Source organism: Luteibacter sp. OK325 (assembly GCF_003050935.1).
Taxonomy (GTDB): Bacteria; Pseudomonadota; Gammaproteobacteria; order Xanthomonadales; family Rhodanobacteraceae; genus Luteibacter.
This window is the reverse complement of the sequence record NZ_QAOX01000001.1, coordinates 679417-696798: the sequence shown is the minus strand read 5'-3', so window position 1 is coordinate 696798 and position 17382 is coordinate 679417. Positions and strand designations below refer to the sequence as shown.

The window sequence follows — 17382 nt, the reverse complement described above, 5'->3', positions numbered from 1 at the left end:
GTCGCCGGAACGTGGACGCCGCGGCCGGTCAGGCCGGGCCCCAATACCCGATGCGTCGTCGAATCTTCAGTTTGCGCCACAGATTGAGGGGCTTGCGCCGGCGGTTACGCCCACCTTCGGCAATGAACTGGTCGATCGCGTCGAGCACCCGTTCGCTGGATTTGCCGTCGCGGTACGGGTGGATACTGGTTCCGAAGTCGTCGATGGCCTTCATCAGCTCCGGCGAACGGGCCAGGGCACGCTCGATGGCCGGCTCGAATTGCTCCGCGTCGTCGATATCGATCAGCTGCGGGCCGGGAGCCCGGTTCTTGAAGGTCACCACGGGTTTGCCGGTGAGCAGGAACTCGCTCAACGCCGACGAGGTGTCCGAGCACATCATGTCCGCCTGGCCGAACAGGTCGAGGATGTTGTCGTCGTCGGCGAAGCGGAGGTACTCGTTCGCCAGTGCGCGGTATTTGGCCGTGGTTTCCGGGTTCATCTTCGGGTGGAAGGTGACGATGAAGCGGTAACGGCCGTTGCGTGAGAGCTCGCGCACCTTGTCGTAGAGGATCTCCGCGGCGCTCCACGAGGGTGAGAACGTGGAGTGATAGAGGATCACCGGCGGCTGGCGCAACGGCGGCACCGGTCGCGCACCCATCTCGCCCATGAAGGGGTCGAGCTTGGGCCAGCCGGTTTCCTTCACGGCAAAATGGCCCATCTGTGCGGCGATGTCGCCAAACGCCTTCGTGTCCTTCGGGCCGGTGGTGCAGTAAAGGTCGAAGAAGCCGCGGATATAGATGTGCCGGGGCTTGCCGGCATTGAAACCATGGAAGGTTTCCACCTTCACGCCCGGAAAGAAATGCGGCACCGCGTTGCTCGAGGTCACGACCGCGATCGGGTTGAAGTGGCGCACTTCCTGGGTCGTCCGCAGCCAGGTCTCGCCGGCCACGAGGTCTTCGCCGCCGGGACCGTCGAAGAACCATGCCGCCTCGTCGCCGCGCGCGCGGATCGCGTCCTGCAACGGACGCAGGATAGCCAGCGCGTAACGCTCCGAGCCGTAGAGGAGGTAGTGCTTCTTCATGTGGGGGTTTCCGAGCCACGGTCCAGGCCGTGACGGTGCAGGGCCGTGGCGGCGGACTCGCGTGAGGCAGGGTTGTGCCGCATTTCGTAGTAACGCATGCGCTTGTAGACGGCGTAGCTGGCTGCGGTCTGGGCGATGATGAAGCCGCGCCAGCCGTCGAACATGGCAAGGCGGAACACGTAATCCTTGATGAAGGCGAGCAGGAAGACGAACGGCGTCTGCCACATCCGCGGCGACTGGCCTTTGTCGTACCAGTCGCGGCACTTCAGCTCGGCATAGCGCAGCACCTTGAGTTGTTTCTCGACCAGGCTGGGGTTGTTCACGTGGTCGAACGGCGCGCGCAGCGTGCGTGCCGCGCCATCGAAACGCAGCGATTCGTGCACACGGGCGTCCGTCCAGCGGGCGCGCTCGCGATGCCACAGGCGCGCCATCTTTTCGCCGACCGCAGGCCGGTACCAGCGCATGGGCGCGCCCATGTAGATGGTGCGCCGGCGCAGGAACGCGGCCGCGTCACCGCTGGCCTGGATGGACGGCAACGCCGATTCCAGTTCGGCGGCGAGCTCCGGCGAGAGGAACTCGTCGGCGTCCAGGGCGAGCAGCCAGTCATGACTGGCCTGGGTGGTGGCGAAATTGCGCTGGGGGCCGAACCCAAGCCAGTCCTGATGGACCACGCGCGCGCCGTGCGCCTGCGCGATGGCCACCGTGTCGTCCGTACTGCCGCTGTCGACCACCACCTTCTCGGTCGCGAACGGCACGCTGTCCAGGCAGCGGGCGATCGTGTGCGCCTCGTTATAGGTGATCACTACAAGGGTCAGGGAATGGCTCGCCATCGGGAAAGTCTAACCGAATCGCCTGTGAGCTATCCTTCGCCCCCATGCGCATTACCGTTGCCATCATTACCTACAACTGGCCTGGCGCCCTCGAGCGCGTGCTCGAATCTCTGGCCCGGCAGACCCGTCTGCCTGACGAGGTCATCGTCACCGACGACGGCTCGACCGGCGAAACACGCCGCGTGATCGAGCGCGTGGCGACGACCTTCCCGGTACGCCTGGTCCACCTCTGGCAGCCCGACGACGGGGCGCGCATGAGTCGCGCGCGCAATCGTGCCATCGCCGCGGCCACGGGCGACTACATCATCATCCTGGACGGCGATATGGTGGCCGAGCCGCACTTCGTCGCCGATCACGAAGCGTTTGCCACGCGGGGTTGCTACGTGCAGGGCTCGCGCGTGCTCAGCGACGAAGCACTGACCCGACGCATGCTCGCCGATAGTTCGGTCCGCGCCACCTTCTTCACCCCCGGCATCGAACGCCGCCGTCACACCCTGCGCATGCCCGTGCTGGCGCGCTGGTATGCCAAACCGAGCCAGAAGACGCGCGGCATCAAGAGCTGCAACATGGGATTCTGGCGCGAAGACCTGCTCATGTTGAATGGTTTCAACGAGGGCATGACGGGCTGGGGCCGCGAGGACACCGAGCTGGTCACGCGCGCCTTCCACGCGGGCATGCTTCGGCGCGAGCTGCGCTTCAGTGCGCTGGCGACGCACCTTTACCACCGCACCCGGAAGAACATCGTCGACAATCCGAACGACCGCATCCTCGACGAGACACGAAAGCTCGGCCTGGTCCGCTGCGAGCTCGGCATCGACCAGCACCTGGCGGAGTTTGTCACGCCGCCGCCGGACGTACGTCCCGCTTCAGCGTAGGGCGTCCAACGCTACGCCCAGGCGTGAGGTAAACCTCGCCTCGTTGTCGAGGTACCAGCGGCGCGCGTTGGCGCCGAGGGCCTCCCGCTCGCTCGCCGGCATGGCGATAGCGCGTTCCACTGCCTGCTCGAGCGCGGCTTCGTCGAACTGCCACGTGCGCGCGAGATTGAACGGTTCGCCCTCGGTCGCGCGGACGGGCAAACCGCGACTGGCGTCGATCATCTGGTTCATGGGTGCGCCATCACAGGCCAGCACGACCGCGGCGCAGCTCATCGCCTCGACCAGGTAGTGACCCCAGCCTTCCGTTTGCGACAGGCAGAGGTGGAACGCGCAGGCATTCTGCAGGCGGTGGACTTCCGTATCGGGCAAATGTTCACGCACGATCCGCAGGTTGGTCGCGCCACCTTCGTCTTCGGCTGTGGCGCCCCCGCGAAGTACGGTCAGCAGTGGCCATTCCGGGTGACGCTTCCACACCTCGATCAGGCGCGCCGTACCCTTCAGCTGGCTGGAACCTGCCGCGTGAAGGAATCCCCTCGGATCGCGTGGCACGCCGGCGTCGTAACGGTCGGGGCTGCGAAAGCCGACTTCCAGCGCGCGCAGGCCGAGATCGGTGAAGATCTTCGTCGCTTCATGGGTCTTGGTCAGCAGGCCATCGTAGCGACCCAGGTAGCGCTGGCCGCGCGCCGAGACCCACTCGGGGTTAGGCATGAGCAGGTTGCGGCGGGCCAGCCCGAAACTGGCGGGGCGCACATGTTCCAGGGAAAGGTTGATGTCGAAGCGCGGCGCGCCCAGGAGCATGCGCAGACGCATGCTGCGGAGCTTCCAGGCGCCGTCATGCCGGCGTGAGCCGAGCCGGGAAACGGTGACCTCGTGGCCAAGCTCGCGCAAGGCGTTTTCCACCACGCGGATGTCATGGGACAGGCCGCGCTGGTTGTCCCAGGCGAGCAGGTGGATACGCAAGATCAGTCGCTCGCGGCGGTGCCGCGCCGCGTCGACACCGGCAGCGCCGTGGCCATGACGAAGCCGAGCACGAGGAAAAGGAAGAACGAATGCGGCATGGCCCGGTAGAACACGTTGTCGGTCATGGCCGACAGGACATACATCGTGACCACCGCCAGGCCGGCCGTGGCGAGGGTGGCCACCCATTCGTCGCGATCGCCCAGGCGGCGGATGAAGTGGACCGCCGGCAAGGCGAACAACAGCAGCACGATCAGCAGCGCTGGCACACCACCGGTCGCCGCGGCCTCGAGGTATTCGTTATGCGGATGGTCGTACTTGGCGATGGATTCGCTCGCCTCGCCGCTCGCGACCCTGGCGCGCGTGTAGGCGCCGAACTGGTCCACGCCAACGCCGACGAGGGGGTGCTGGCAGAAGGCGGCCCAGGCGGATTGCCACATGGCCATGCGTTCGCGCACCGGGCCCACCGAATTGTCCTTGCTGAACGTGGACATCTCACCGCTGACTTCGCTGAAGCGCCGCACCACCTCGTGGTCCAGGGCGGTCGTGGCGGTCACGACGCCGACGACCAGCACGCCCACGAAGACCAGCGCGCCACGCCACTTGCCGGTGCGGCGGATGTGCACCGCGATGACGATGAGCAGGGCCGGTATGAAGGCCAGCATGGGCCCGCGGCTGTGCGTCAGGATGGCGCCGTAGGCGCCCACCGCGACGGCGACGCCGTGCAGCCAGCGCTCGCCTTGGGCAATGCGCGGCTGGATCAGCCGGATGATCGAGAACAGGGTCATGCACAGCGTGACCATGGTGAACTCGATGGCGCTCCAGTCGCCGCCGTTGATGCCATACGCCCGGTCCACCCCCATGATGTGGCGCTGGACGATGCAGGAGCCGCCGAGCACGAGGGTGGTTACCGCGAAGAAGGTCCAGATGCCACGCCAGTGCAGCCGCCCGGTAAACACCGCGGCGGTGACGAGGAACACCAGGGTCTGCGCGGGAAGGTCGAGTTCGTTCCAGCCCAGTCGATGGAAGGCGATATTGAACACGGCGTAGGCGAAGCGCAGAACGCAGATGACCACGATCGCCCAGGCGACCCGGTAACGGAGGCGGGTTTCCGCACGCGTGATGAGCATGACGATGCCGGTGATGACCAGCACCAGGATCGGCAGGGCCTTGATCTTCCAGGGAACGGACACGGCGATCGGTATGATCGCCACGAGCGCACTCAGCAGAAGCGCTCGCCAGGAGCGTGTTGGATCAGCGGCCGGGGTGGCTGCGGTCATGCATAACTTCCATAAGCGCCCGTAAGGGACGCCGCGGCCACGGCAATGCCAGGCTGCGGTTCGGGTTCGCATGGGCACGCGAATTGCCCAAGATGTTACAGCTTGCGGAGCAAGGCGTAATACATGCCGTCGAGATCGCCGTCGCCCGGGAGGATCTGCCATCCGCTGCCGGTCGGCTGACCCACCGGCAGCGTGAGCGGCATGGCCATGACATCCGACCTGCCAGCCACGAACGCGCCCACGACGCCGTCGTTCTCGCTCCGCAGGATCGAACAGGTCACGTAGAGAAGACTGCCACCGGGTGCGAGGAGGTCCCAGCAGGCGGCCAGGATGCGTCCCTGCTGCACGACCAGTGCCGCCATATCCGCGTCGCGACGATGCAGGCGTACATCCGGCCGGCGTCGGATCACACCCGTGGCCGAGCACGGCGCGTCGATCATGACCCGGTCGAACGGCTTGCCGTCCCACCAGGCGGAGGCGTCGCCCGCATCGCCTGTGACCACGTCGGCCCTCAGGCCGAGGCGCTCGAGGTTCTGGCGAATCCGTGGAACCCGCTTTGCTTCGGATTCGACGGCGACCAGATGGACATTGGCCCGCTCCAGTGCGTGGCAGGCCTTGCCGCCGGGTGCGGCGCAGGCATCGAGCACACGTTGGCCGTCGACAAGGCCGAGAAGATCCGCGGGCACCTGGGCGGCGCCGTCCTGGACCGCGAAGTCGCCTTGGGCGAAGCCGGGTAGCCGGGTGACTTCGGTGCTGTGCGGCAGCACCAGGCCATCGGCCAGCCAGGGGTGCAGTGCGACCGTCAGGCCGGCGCCCGTCAGGCGCTCGATGACTTCCTCGCGGGTCGCGCGGTTGCGATTGACGCGAAGCATGAGCGGCGGCTCTTGGTTGGCCGCGGCCATGATCTCCTCTGCTTGTCCGGGCCAGTCGCGGGCGATCGCGGCGGCGAGCCAGGCCGGGTGCGCATGGCGCGTTGACGGCGTGGCGTCCAGCGCCACATTCAGCGTCTCGCGTTCACGCTGCCAGCGCCGCAGTACCGCATTGGCCATCCCCGCGAGTCGCGGGCGGCCCAACTCACGCACGGCCTCCACGGTGGCCGCGACGGCGGCGTAGGCTGGCAACTCGAGCACTTCCAGCTGGACCAGGCCGATGACGAGCAGCGCGTGGATGACCGGCGCGTTGCGCCGGATCGGCTTGTCCAGCAGCTGGTCGATTGCCGCGTCGAACCTGGGCCACCAGCGCGCACCCTCATTAAGAAGGGCGGTGAGCAGGGCGCGGTCGCGCGAATCGGGAAGGCGCGGGAACGCCCGGTCGGCCACGTCGCGCAGCGAGTGTCCAGACAGGGCGATATCGGCCAGCGCTTGGGCAGCCAGGGCACGGACCGAGATGGGCTTGTTCACGAGGCGGCCTGCTTCAGTTCCGGCCGGGCATTCAGGTAGTCGGCCGCGCCGATCGGGCGTCCGCCCGGGCGCTGAACGGAGGTCAGGCGCAGCGTGCCACCGGCGCATGCGATGTCGATGCCTTCCCGTGTCGCGGCGATGACCTGGCCGAGCTCGGCACCAGAGGTGATATCGATCGCGCGCGCGGACCAGATGCGCAGGCGCTCGCCGGCGACATCGGCCTCGGCAACGGGCCAGGGATTGAACGCGCGGACCTTGCGTTCAAGGGCGATGGCGGGAAGCTGGAAGTCCAGCCGGGCCTCGGCCTTATCGAGCTTATGGGCGTATTCCACGCCCGCGTCGGACTGGATGCGGGCGGTCAATGTTTCGCCAGCCAGGGTGCGGCGCAGGCCTTCGGCGAGCGCATCCGCGCCCAGCGCGGAAAGGCGGTCGTGCAGGCTGCCGCCGGTTTCGTCGGCTGCTATGTCGGTGCGTCGCTCGACAAGGACGGGCCCGGTATCCAGGCCCGCTTCCATCTGCATGAGGTCGACGCCGGATTCGTCGTCACCGGCAAGAATCGCCCGCTGGATCGGGGCGGCCCCGCGCCAGCGCGGCAGCAGGGAGGCGTGTACGTTCCAGCAGCCGAGCCGGGGAATGGCGAGAACTTTGCGTGGCAGGATCAGGCCATAGGCCACCACGACCATGAGGTCGGGCGCATACGCGGCGAGCCGATCACGGTCGGCTTCGGCCTTGAACGACTCCGGCTGCTCCACGGGAATGCCCGCGGCGAGTGCCGCCGCCTTGACCGGGCTGGCGGCGAGCTTGCGGCCGCGTCCGGCAGGGCGATCCGGTTGGGTATAGACAGCCACGACCTCGACCCCGGTATCGCGGCAGGCTTCAAGGCAGGGCACGGCGAAGTCGGGTGTGCCGGCGAACACCACACGCAAGGGACGCACCGGCGCGCTCAGGCGCTTGCCTTGCGTTGCTTTTCCATTCGCTTCAGGAGGATCCCGCGCTTGAGCGGCGAGAGGTAGTCAACGAAAACCTTGCCGGCCAGGTGATCCATCTCGTGCTGGATGCAGACGGCCAGCGGACCTTCCACGTCCACGATGATCTCGCTTCCCGACGCGTCCTGTGCGCGGACCTTCACATGCAGGGCGCGCGTCACGTCGGCGTAGATACCAGGGAACGACAGGCAGCCTTCCTGGTAGACCTGCTGGCCATCCTTCTCGAGGATCTCGGGATTGATTAGCACCATCGGCTCGTCGCGGTCGTCGCTCATGTCCGCCACGAGGACGCGCTTGTGCACGTTCACCTGGGTGGCGGCCAGTCCGACGCCATTGGCGGCGTACATGGTTTCGTACATATCGGCGACGAACTGCTTCAGATCGTCGTCGAAGACGGTGACCGGGGCGGCGACGGTGCGCAGGCGCGGGTCGGGAAATTCCAGGATGGTTAGGGTCGACACGGTGTCACCTTGAACGGTTACGGGCCACGGCGGCGCGTCCTGCCTGGAAAAATGCGGGCAAGTCGGCGAAATCCAAGCAGCGCGACCCTGTAGGATGGCCCCGTATTCTACGCGCGCAGCAGGGGCCGGGCGAGCGTCCGGACGTATTGTGCCCGTTAACGATTCAGTTACACTCGCGACAGCACCGGGGAAGGGGGAAATCCCGCATGATCAAGAAGTTCGCCATGCTGCTGGGCGGCATGTTTTTCACCGTGGCCGTTTATGCCGCCGCGGCCCAGCTCCGTCCCGATCACCCGGACACCTATACGGTGCGCAAGGGCGACACGCTGTGGGACATTTCGGCGCGCTTTCTGAGCAAGCCATGGCTGTGGCCGGAGATCTGGCAGGCCAACCCGCAGGTGCGCAACCCGCATCTGATCTATCCGGGTGATGTCCTCAACCTCTCGATGAACGGTGGCAGCACGCACCTCGGCCTGCAGCCGCGCGTGCGCGCCGAGGGCGATGCCGTCACGGCGATCCCGCTGGCAGACCTGCGTATGTTCCTCAAGGAACTCCGCGTCATGGACGCCGACGCCGTCGAGCAATCGCCTTACCTGGTCGGGTTCGAAGAGAATCACCTGCGCGCCACACCAGGCAACAAGGTCTACGCCAAGAACCTGGACTCGGCCGCGCCGGGCCAGCGCTGGGCCATCGTCCGGCCGACCAACCGCTTCCGCGACCACGGCGGCGACACCGGCAACATCGACAATCTCGGCAATCGCGAGCACGGCTCGTTCGTGGCCGATGAGCTCGACAGCGACGTTTCCATGGCGCCGGGTCCGTGGCGTGAGGATTCGGCCCATGACACCCACAACGGTCGGGGCACCGACCAGGGCGTCGAGGTTTCCGTCATCGGCACCGCCGAAGTCATCGCCACCAACGGCGAAGTGGCCAGCCTGGTGCTGGTCGAGTCGACCATGGAAGTTCGCAAGGGCGATCGCCTGATGCAGGTCGACGACAAGCCTTACGACCCCTACTTCTACCCGCATGCACCCAAAGCCATGCCGGCGGATCCGCGAGTGATCGGCTATACCGACGCGCTGAACGGGGCCGGTAGCCGCCAGGTGGTCTCCATCTCGGCGGGCACGGCGGACGGCATCGACAACGGCACGACGTTCACCGTGATGCATCAGGGTGACAAGATCGCCGACGAAGTGTCCGGCAACTACAACCGCCGCGATACCTCGCCCAAGGTCCAGTTGCCCGACGAGTACGGTGGCCACGTGATGGTCTTCCGTACCTTCGACCACGTCAGCTACGCCCTGGTCATGGATGCCCTGAAGCCGATCCAGAAGGGCGACAAGCTCACCCTTCCGGAGTGACGCAATCAGCTCGCCCCTACTTTTGGTGGGAGCGGGCTTGCCGGCAACGGCGATGAAACGGCCGCCCCCTGGGCGGCCGTTTCCACTTCCGCGGGCAGCGGGTCGGGCCTCTACACTGCCCGGATGATCGATTCCGATGACCTCCGTGAGTGGCTGATCCTCCTGCGTACCCCCGGCATGAACGCCCGCCGCCTTCGCGAGGGCCTGGTAAGTCGGGGTGGCGCCACCCCCTTGCTGCGCTGGCTGGCGAGCCACGGGGATGCGCTGACCGCCGAGGGACGCGCCTGGATCGCCGCTCCCGACGAGGCCACGCTGGCTCGCGACCTCAGCTGGCTGTCGGGTGACGACCAGCGGCTCCTGCGCTGCACGGATGAGGATTTCCCGCCGCAGCTGGAAGCCATTCCCGATCCGCCGGTCGCGCTCTTCGTCAAGGGAGATGCGTCGCTGCTTCTGCGTCCCCAGGTCGCCATCGTCGGTGCCCGCCGCGCCCAGGCACCGGGCCTCGCCAACGCCAGGCGGTTTGCCGAGGCGCTCGCCGTGGGCGGGCTCCTGGTCACCAGTGGCATGGCCGATGGCATTGACGGAGCCGCCCACGAGGCGGCGCTGGACGCCGGCGAGCCCACCGTCGCGGTCATCGGCACGGGTCCCGACCGCGTCTATCCACCCAAGCACCACGCGCTGGCCCGGCGTATCGCCGCCCATGGTGCCATCGTGAGCGAATACCCGCCCGGCGTGGCCTCCCAGCCGCACCACTTTCCCCAGCGCAACCGGATCATCGCCGGCCTCAGCCTGGGGGTGCTCGTGATCGAGGCCGGCTTACGATCCGGGTCGCTGATAACGGCCCGCGTCGCCGGCGAGCAGGGGCGCGAAGTGTTCGCTCTGCCCGGATCCATTCACAATGCGTTGGCGGAAGGCTGTCACGCTCTCATCGCCGAGGGTGCCCGTCTGGTCCAGCGTGCCGATGAGATTCTAGGCGTACTGGCGCCTGCGGCGGTCGAGCTGGGCGTCGAATTGCGGGCCCGGCTGGACCGCTCCGGGCCGGCTCCGGCAGTCGGACGGCGCAAGACCGGTCCCTTCGACTGGCGCCAGGATGACGAATATCGCCGCCTTCTTGACGCCATGGGTTACGATCCCGCCTCTTTGGACGCCCTGATCGGTACGACGGGCTTCACCGCCGGCGCACTGTCTTCGATGCTTCTGATGCTTGAGCTCGAGGGCGTGGTTGCCTCCCTGCCCGGGAACCGTTATCAGCGCGTGGTCTGATCGCCGAGGCTTGACAGCCGTCACGGCGATATGTTTCCAACTAAATATATACATACGCTGGGGTTCACTCGCCCCGACGGACTTCGGAACCGACTAACGCATGGCTAAGAACCTCCTCATCGTCGAATCGCCGGCCAAGGCCAAGACGATCAACAAGTACCTGGGACCCGACTTCCAGGTACTGGCATCGTATGGCCACGTGCGCGACCTGCGACCGAAGGAGGGCGCGGTCGACCCCGACCACGGCTTTGCCATGGCCTACGAGGTCATCGACCGCAACGAGAAGCACGTCGACGCGATCGCCAAGGCGGCGAAAGTAGCGACCAGCATCTATCTCGCGACCGACTTGGATCGCGAAGGTGAGGCGATCTCCTGGCACATCAGCGAAATCCTCCGGGAACGCGGACTGCTCGAGGGCAAGGACGTCCAACGCGTGGTCTTCAGCGAGATCACGCCGCGCGCCATCAAGGAAGCCGTCGCCAACCCGCGCAAGCTCTCCCACGACCTCGTCGATGCCCAGCAGGCCCGCCGCGCCCTCGACTACCTGGTCGGCTTCAATCTCTCACCCGTGCTGTGGCGCAAGGTGCAGCGCGGTTTGTCGGCAGGCCGCGTGCAGTCGCCGGCGCTGCGCATGATCGTCGAGCGCGAGCTGGAGATCGAAGCCTTCACGGCCCGCGAGTACTGGACCATCCAGGCCAACATGGCTCACCCCCAGGGCGACTTCGACGCCCGCCTGGTCAAGCTGGACGGCAAGAAATTCGAACAGTTCGACCTGACCAACGAGGCCGATGCCACGGCCGCGCGCGCCGCGCTGGAGAAGGCCGCGGCTGGCAGGTTCACGGTCGGCGAAGTCACCAGCCGCGAGCGCAAGCGCCGCCCCGCACCGCCGTTCACCACCTCCACGTTGCAGCAGGAGGCCGCCCGCAAGCTCGGCTTCTCCACCAGCCGCACCATGCGAGTGGCCCAGGGCCTCTACGAGGGCGTGTCGCTCGGCAGCGAGGGCAACGTCGGCCTGATCAGCTACATGCGTACCGATTCGGTGGCCCTTTCCGACGACGCCGTGGCCGAGCTGCGCGAGCTGATCGCGCGCGAATACGGCAAGGGCGCGCTGCCTGACGCGGTGCAGGTCTACAAATCCAAGGCCAAGAACGCGCAGGAAGCGCATGAGGCGATCCGCCCCACCTCGGCCATGCATATGCCGCGCGCGGTGGCCTCGTTCCTCAACGACGACCAGCGCAAGCTCTACGAGTTGATCTGGAAGCGCACCGTCGCCTGCCAGATGGTCCATGCCACCCTCAACACCGTCTCGGTGGAGTTCCCGGTCGGCGAGTCGGCCTTCCGCGCCACAGGTACCACCGTGATCGACCCGGGCTTCCTCGCCGTGTACGAGGAAGGCAAGGACCAGAAAACCGAGGACGACGACGAGCAGCGTCGCCTGCCGCGCCTGGCCCAGGGCGATGTCGTGCCTGTGGCGGCCGTCGTGGCCGACCAGCATTTCACCGAGCCGCCGCCGCGCTTCTCCGAAGCCAGCCTGGTCAAGACGCTCGAGGAATACGGCATCGGCCGTCCGTCCACGTACGCAAGCATCATCCAGGTGCTGCTCAGTCGTGAATACGTGCTCCTGGAGAGCCGTCGCTTCCGCCCCACCGACGTGGGCCGCGCGGTGAGCCAGTTCCTCTCCGGGCATTTCGCCCGCTACGTGGATTACGACTTCACCGCCCGCCTCGAAGACGAGCTGGACGCGGTTAGCCGTGGCGAAGAAGCCTGGGTGCCCTTGCTCGAGCGCTTCTGGCAGCCATTCAAGACCCTGGTGGACGACAAGACCGAATCGGTCGATCGCAACGAGGCCACCGGTGCGCGTGAACTCGGCGAAGACCCGAAGAGCGGCAAGCCGGTCTCGGTGCGCCTGGGCCGCTACGGCGCTTACGCGCAGATCGGCAGCAAGGACGACGAGGCCAAGCCGACCTACGCCAGCCTGCGCCCGGGCCAGAGCATGCACACCATCACGCTCGAGGATGCGATGGAGCTGTTCAAGCTGCCGCGCAACCTTGGCCAGTCCGAGGCGGGTGAAGACATCACCGTCGGCGTCGGCCGCTTCGGTCCCTTCGTGAAGCAGGGTAGCACGTATGCCTCGCTCAAGCCCGAGGACGATCCGTACACCATCGAGCTGCCGCGTGCGCTCCAGCTGGTGCAGGAGAAGCTCGAGGCCATCGCCAACCGGATCATCACCGACTTCGGTAACGACATCCAGGTGCTCAACGGTCGCTACGGGCCCTACATCACCGACGGCGAGAAGAACGCGCGCATCCCCAAGGACCGCGAGCCGAAAACACTGACCCTGCCCGAATGCATCGAGCTGCTCGCAGCCGCGCCGATCAAGAAGCCGCGCGGCGGCAAGGCGTCGAAGAAGACGGCCACCAAGAAAGCCGCCGCCAAGAAGGCTGCGACGAAGAAGGCCGCCGCTCCGAAGGACGCGACGGCCAGGAAGACGGCGGTGAAGAAGACGGCAGTCAAGAAAGCCGCGACGAAAAAGGCAGCGACGAAGAAAACGGCGACGAAGAAAACCGCCGTGAAGAAGGCGGCCGCCAAGAAGGCGCCGGCCAAGTCGGCTGCCGCCAAGTCGGTGTCCCCGTCCGTCGACTGACATGCGTCGCTTCACTACGGCTACGGTCGATGCCGCTGCCGCGCTCGTGCGCGGTGGCGGCGTCCTCGCCTACCCCACCGAGGCTGTCTATGGCCTCGGCTGTGATCCGCACGATCGCGACGCCTTCGACCGCCTGTTCGCCCTGAAGGGACGCCCCGCGACGCAGGGCGTGCTGCTCATCGCCGCCGACTTCGACCAGATCGCGCCCTATATCGATCTCGCTGCGGTTCCGTCGGCCGTCCTCCGCGATGTCCGCGCCTCGTGGCCCGGGCCCCATACCTGGATTTTTCCACGTAGCGGCCATGTGCCTGACTGGGTGGCTGGCGCCCATGCCGGCATTGCCCTGCGCGTGACCGCGCACGCTCCCGCCGCCGCGTTGTGCCGCGCCTTCGGTGCGCCGCTGGTCTCCACCAGTGCCAATCCCCACGGCGAAACGCCGGCGCGCGACGTGGCCACGCTGGAGCGTTTCTTCGGCGAGCGCCTCGACGGCGTGCTCGAGGCGGCGCTCGGCGACCAGGCGCGGCCCACCACCATCCGTGACGCCCTCAGCGGCGCTATCATCCGCGCCTGAGAGGGGGAGTACGCCGTTGTCGATCGTCCATACCGAGATTTCCGGGCGCCCGGGCGCCTCGCCACTACCGTTGCTCGTCGGCTCGCCTTCCCGCGTGGTCGCGTGGCGCGGCGGGCATGCCGTGACGGCGGCAACCTTCCTCGCCCATGTACGCCAGGTGGCGGCGACGCTTCCCGAGGCCGGGAGCGCGGTCAACCTTTGCGAAGACCGCTACGCCTTCCTTGTGGCCTTTGCCGCCCTGGTGACGCGCGGCCAGACCAATCTGCTGCCGCCCTCGCGGGCACGCCACGCCGTCGACGAAGTGATGGCGAATCATCCCGGTGCCTACGCCATTGGTGAGCTCGACCTGTCACCCGCGCCCCCGGGCTATCTGCGCATGCCTGAGCTGGACGACGTGCTGCCTGCCTATGGCGGCATCCCCTCGGTTCCGGCCGAGGCGGTGGTCGCGATCGGCTACACCTCGGGATCGACCGGCAAACCCAAGCCCAACGTGAAGACGTGGGGCAGCTTCGTCGCCAGCAATGCAGGCAACGCCAGCATGCTCGGCCTTGCCATCGGCGACGCGTTCCATGTCGTCGCCACGGTGCCGCCCCAGCATATGTATGGCATGGAGATGTCCGTGCTGATGCCGCTGCTTTCCGATGTGAGCGTGCATGCAGGCCGGCCGTTCTTCCCGGCCGACGTCGCCAGCGCGCTCGCTTCGTTACCCGATCCGCGCGTACTGGTGACGACGCCGGTGCACCTTCGTGCGCTGATCGAATCCGGCGTCAGCCTGCCGCCATTGGCCGCCTTTGTTTCGGCGACGGCGCCCATGCCGGTCGAGCTGGCCACGTCGGCTGAACAGCGCTTCGGTGCGCCGCTGCACGAGGTGTTCGGCTCGACCGAGACCTGCGTGTTCGCCAGCCGGCGCACGGCGGTCGACGAGGACTGGAAGCTCTACGAAGGCGTCGTTCTGCATCCACAGCCGGACGGCACGCTCGTGGATGCACCGCAACTGGCCGAGCCCATCGCGCTGGCGGACATCGTTTCGCTGCACGATGAAGGACGCCGTTTCCGTCTGCGCGGGCGCAATACCGATCTGCTCGAGATCGCCGGCAAGCGCGCCTCGCTGGGGGATCTCAACCGCCGCCTTCTGGCCATCGAAGGCGTGGATGACGGCGTATTGTTCCAGCTGGACGAAGGCGATGCGGCCGGCATTCGCCGCATCGCCGGTCTCGTCGTCGCCCCCACGCTAACCGTCGACGCCGTCCTCGACGCACTGCGTCACGCGATGGATCCGGTGTTCCTGCCCCGGCCCCTGCGTCTGGTCGAGGCGCTTCCACGCAACGAGACGGGCAAGCTGCCGCGCGCGCAGTTGATCGAGCTGCTCGGCAATCGCTGAGCGCATTCGGTCCGTGCGTTCAGCGCGGACCGAATGCGCCAAGATCCTGAAGCATCTGGCGGGCGAGAGTCACCCGTTTGCCACCGTCTTCGGCGTTCCTGATGTCGATGTTCATGGCGAAGAACCAGCGCTTGCCGTCGTGTTCCACCCAGCCGACGTACCAGCCAATGTCGCTGGCCCTGGTGGGATCGGCATTGTCCTGTGCCGCGTTCGTGCCCCAGCCGGTCTTGGCGTGCAGTTCGTAGGTCGGCGCTGATTCGTAAACGGTGATGCGACGGGCAATCTCCTGGGCGCGGGCCGAGAACGGCAGTGTGCCGTCGGCCAGGCGGCGCAGGAAGGCCACCTGCTGTTCTGCCGAGATGCGCAGGCCTCCATCGAGCCAGAACCGGTCGATGCCGCCGGAGATGTCGTGGTTGCCGTAGTCGGCCTTGTCGACCCAGGCCTGCATGCGCTGCTGCCCGGCGCGACGCGCCACCTCCTGGTAAAGCCACACGGTGGAATAACGCATGCCGCTGGCGAGGCTGTTGGCCCGGTTCCATTCCGTCATCGGCTTGCCGCCGATCGAGCGCACCTTGCCGTCCCAGGGAATCGTCTCGAACTCGTCGGTGACAGCGCCGGTGTCGATCGCGACCATGGCGTTGAAGACCTTGAACGTGGAGGCGGGAAGATACGCGTGACGCGCCCGCGCCGAATCGAACACGTGCATCGTCTTCGTGCCTTCTTCGTAAACCAGCAAGGTGCCACGCAGATGAGCCTCGGCGAACGTGCGGCCCCACTCGGGGTGCTCGCGCCAGGTATCGGCATGGGCCGTCGTCGCGAGGACGAGCACGGCAAGGGCGCTGAACAGGGTGGCAAGACGAGGCATGGTGATAGTCCTTAGGGTGGCATCCGCGCACAGCCTGCGGGCGCATGGGGGTCTTCACGGGGCGCCCAGGAGGCGATTCCGGGGCACGTGGTCGTTCGCGCCGGGTAGAATGCCGGGTTCAAAGTCTGGAGACACCCCATGAAAGTCCTCGTTATCGGCGGCGGCGGTCGCGAACACGCGCTGGCCTGGAAGCTCGCTCAGTCCGCCCGGGTGGACGAGGTCATCGTGGCGCCAGGCAACGCCGGTACCGCGCGCGAGCCCGGCCTGCGGAACGTGCCGATTCCTGTGACGGATATCGACGGCCTTCTGGCGCTGGCAAAGAGCGAGGGCGTTGGTCTCACCGTGGTCGGACCCGAGGTGCCGTTGGTCGCTGGTGTCGTGGACCGCTTTGCTGCCGAGGGCCTGCGTTGTTTCGGTCCCACGGCCAAGGCCGCCCAGCTCGAAGGTAGCAAGGCCTTCGCCAAGGACTTCCTGGCCCGACACCACATTCCCACCGCGCACTACGCCGTGTTCACCGAACTGGCGCCGGCTCTCGCCCACGTGCGCAGCACCGGCGCGCCCATCGTCATCAAGGCCGACGGTCTGGCGGCCGGCAAGGGCGTGGTCGTCGCCATGAGCCTCGACGAAGCCGAGGCGGCGCTGGATGACATGCTCGGCCAGCAGGCCTTCGGCGATGCGTCCTCGCGTGTGGTGATCGAGGAATTCCTCGACGGTGAGGAAGCCAGCTTCATCGTCATCGCCGACGGCAGGCACGCCTTGCCAATGGCGACCAGCCAGGACCACAAACGCCGCGACAATGGCGACCTGGGCCCGAACACCGGCGGCATGGGTGCTTACTCGCCGGCGCCGGTGGTGACTGACGAAGTGTCTGCGCGAGTGATGCGCGAAATCATCCAGCCCACGCTCGACGGCATGGCTGCCGACGGCGCGCCGTTCACCGGATTCCTTTATGCGGGCCTGATGATCGACAAGGCCGGCGCGGCCAAGGTCATCGAGTTCAACGTGCGCTTCGGCGATCCGGAAACCCAGCCGATCATGCTGCGCCTGGAATCCGATCTCGTCGATCTTGTTGAAGCGGCGCTCGATGGGGACGTCCGTCGTGTCGAAGCAGCATGGGATCCGCGGCCTTCACTCGGCGTCGTGCTCGCCGCGGGCGGATACCCCGGGAAGATCCGTACGGGCGACGTCATCCACGGCGCGGACCGATCGTTCGGCCAGGATGTAAAGGTGTTCCACGCCGGCACGGCAACCGATGTGCAGGGTGTAGCGGTGAGTTCGGGCGGCCGCGTTCTGACGGTGTGCGCGTTGGGTGAGGATCTGGCCGAAGCGCGTGCCCGGGCCTACGACGCCATCGAGCGCATCGACCTGGCGGGTTCCTTCTATCGGAAGGACATCGCCTATCGGGCTCTCGGGCGCGATTGAAAGAAATGCCCCGGAACGAAACCGGG

At 66.9% G+C, this 17382-nt stretch carries 15 protein-coding genes; 7 read left to right on the top strand and 8 right to left on the bottom strand.

Annotation, left to right across the window (positions count from 1 at the left end; all coding sequences use genetic code 11):
• Window positions 1–28: 28 nt before the first annotated feature.
• Window positions 29–1060 carry a CDP-glycerol glycerophosphotransferase family protein gene (locus tag C8J98_RS03060; protein ID WP_107910755.1) on the bottom strand — a complete coding sequence of 344 codons (1032 nt, stop codon included), beginning with the start codon at window positions 1058–1060 and terminating at the stop codon, window positions 29–31.
• Window positions 1057–1890 (bottom strand): glycosyltransferase family 2 protein, encoded by an 834-nt coding sequence (locus tag C8J98_RS03055; protein ID WP_107910753.1) that lies wholly within the window; start codon window positions 1888–1890, stop codon window positions 1057–1059. The genes C8J98_RS03060 and C8J98_RS03055 overlap by 4 nt, the downstream gene beginning before the upstream one ends.
• Window positions 1891–1934: 44 nt before the next feature.
• Between C8J98_RS03055 and C8J98_RS03050 the strand changes: the two genes are divergently transcribed.
• On the top strand, window positions 1935–2765 hold the full coding sequence (locus C8J98_RS03050) for a glycosyltransferase family 2 protein (protein WP_107910751.1): 831 nt from the start codon (window positions 1935–1937) through the stop codon (window positions 2763–2765).
• Here the strand turns inward: C8J98_RS03050 and C8J98_RS03045 are convergent.
• The 5 genes from C8J98_RS03045 to def form a co-directional block, all read right to left on the bottom strand.
• Window positions 2757–3725 (bottom strand): glycosyltransferase, encoded by a 969-nt coding sequence (locus C8J98_RS03045; protein WP_233260082.1) that lies wholly within the window; start codon window positions 3723–3725, stop codon window positions 2757–2759. The genes C8J98_RS03050 and C8J98_RS03045 overlap by 9 nt on opposite strands.
• Window positions 3726–3727: 2 nt before the next feature.
• Window positions 3728–5002 carry an O-antigen ligase family protein gene (locus C8J98_RS03040; RefSeq protein ID WP_107910749.1) on the bottom strand — a complete coding sequence of 425 codons (1275 nt, stop codon included), beginning with the start codon at window positions 5000–5002 and terminating at the stop codon, window positions 3728–3730.
• A 95-nt stretch (window positions 5003–5097) separates the two neighbouring features.
• Window positions 5098–6402, bottom strand: a complete 1305-nt coding sequence (rsmB, locus tag C8J98_RS03035) for a 16S rRNA (cytosine(967)-C(5))-methyltransferase RsmB (protein ID WP_233260081.1) — start codon at window positions 6400–6402, stop codon at window positions 5098–5100.
• A complete protein-coding gene (fmt, locus tag C8J98_RS03030; RefSeq protein ID WP_107911143.1) occupies window positions 6399–7328 on the bottom strand; it encodes a methionyl-tRNA formyltransferase in 930 nt (309 codons plus the stop codon). Before fmt ends, rsmB begins: the two co-directional genes overlap by 4 nt.
• A gap of 17 nt (window positions 7329–7345) precedes the next feature.
• A complete protein-coding gene (gene def / locus C8J98_RS03025; RefSeq protein ID WP_107910745.1) occupies window positions 7346–7849 on the bottom strand; it encodes a peptide deformylase in 504 nt (167 codons plus the stop codon).
• A 206-nt stretch (window positions 7850–8055) separates the two neighbouring features.
• Here def and C8J98_RS03020 point away from each other — a divergent pair, with 206 nt between their 5' ends.
• From C8J98_RS03020 to C8J98_RS03000, 5 genes are all read left to right on the top strand, one after another.
• The gene (locus C8J98_RS03020; protein ID WP_107910743.1) at window positions 8056–9210 is read left to right on the top strand and encodes a LysM domain-containing protein; all 1155 of its coding nucleotides are present in this window, start codon (window positions 8056–8058) and stop codon (window positions 9208–9210) included.
• Window positions 9211–9333: 123 nt separating this feature from the next.
• Window positions 9334–10473, top strand: coding sequence for a DNA-processing protein DprA (gene dprA, locus C8J98_RS03015; protein ID WP_107910741.1), 1140 nt, complete (start codon window positions 9334–9336; stop codon window positions 10471–10473).
• 100 nt (window positions 10474–10573) lie between these two features.
• Window positions 10574–13117: a DNA topoisomerase I gene (locus tag C8J98_RS03010; protein WP_107910739.1), complete on the top strand. Its 2544-nt coding sequence runs from the start codon at window positions 10574–10576 to the stop codon at window positions 13115–13117.
• A gap of 1 nt (window position 13118) precedes the next feature.
• On the top strand, window positions 13119–13688 hold the full coding sequence (locus tag C8J98_RS03005; RefSeq protein WP_107910737.1) for a Sua5/YciO/YrdC/YwlC family protein: 570 nt from the start codon (window positions 13119–13121) through the stop codon (window positions 13686–13688).
• A 22-nt stretch (window positions 13689–13710) separates the two neighbouring features.
• Window positions 13711–15069: an AMP-binding protein gene (locus C8J98_RS03000; RefSeq protein ID WP_107911141.1), complete on the top strand. Its 1359-nt coding sequence runs from the start codon at window positions 13711–13713 to the stop codon at window positions 15067–15069.
• Between the two features lie 19 nt (window positions 15070–15088).
• Here the strand turns inward: C8J98_RS03000 and blaOXA are convergent, their stop codons facing one another.
• Window positions 15089–15934 (bottom strand): class D beta-lactamase, encoded by an 846-nt coding sequence (blaOXA, locus tag C8J98_RS02995; RefSeq protein WP_107910735.1) that lies wholly within the window; start codon window positions 15932–15934, stop codon window positions 15089–15091.
• A gap of 138 nt (window positions 15935–16072) precedes the next feature.
• Between blaOXA and purD the strand changes: the two genes are divergently transcribed.
• The gene (gene purD, locus C8J98_RS02990) at window positions 16073–17356 is read left to right on the top strand and encodes a phosphoribosylamine--glycine ligase (protein WP_107910733.1); all 1284 of its coding nucleotides are present in this window, start codon (window positions 16073–16075) and stop codon (window positions 17354–17356) included.
• Window positions 17357–17382: the final 26 nt, after the last annotated feature.

Excerpts from the sequence above, each read along its gene's own strand:
- C8J98_RS03040 (WP_107910749.1), bottom strand. The coding sequence starts at position 5,002 with ATGACCGCAGCCACCCCGGCCGCTGATCCAACACGCTCCTGGCGAGCG.
- C8J98_RS03020 (WP_107910743.1), top strand. The coding sequence starts at position 8,056 with ATGATCAAGAAGTTCGCCATGCTGCTGGGCGGCATGTTTTTCACCGTG.
- dprA (WP_107910741.1), top strand. The coding sequence starts at position 9,334 with ATGATCGATTCCGATGACCTCCGTGAGTGGCTGATCCTCCTGCGTACC.
- C8J98_RS03060 (WP_107910755.1), bottom strand. The coding sequence starts at position 1,060 with ATGAAGAAGCACTACCTCCTCTACGGCTCGGAGCGTTACGCGCTGGCT.
- purD (WP_107910733.1), top strand. The coding sequence starts at position 16,073 with ATGAAAGTCCTCGTTATCGGCGGCGGCGGTCGCGAACACGCGCTGGCC.
- C8J98_RS03010 (WP_107910739.1), top strand. The coding sequence starts at position 10,574 with ATGGCTAAGAACCTCCTCATCGTCGAATCGCCGGCCAAGGCCAAGACG.
- blaOXA (WP_107910735.1), bottom strand. The coding sequence starts at position 15,934 with ATGCCTCGTCTTGCCACCCTGTTCAGCGCCCTTGCCGTGCTCGTCCTC.
- C8J98_RS03050 (WP_107910751.1), top strand. The coding sequence starts at position 1,935 with ATGCGCATTACCGTTGCCATCATTACCTACAACTGGCCTGGCGCCCTC.
- C8J98_RS03005 (WP_107910737.1), top strand. The coding sequence starts at position 13,119 with ATGCGTCGCTTCACTACGGCTACGGTCGATGCCGCTGCCGCGCTCGTG.
- C8J98_RS03055 (WP_107910753.1), bottom strand. The coding sequence starts at position 1,890 with ATGGCGAGCCATTCCCTGACCCTTGTAGTGATCACCTATAACGAGGCG.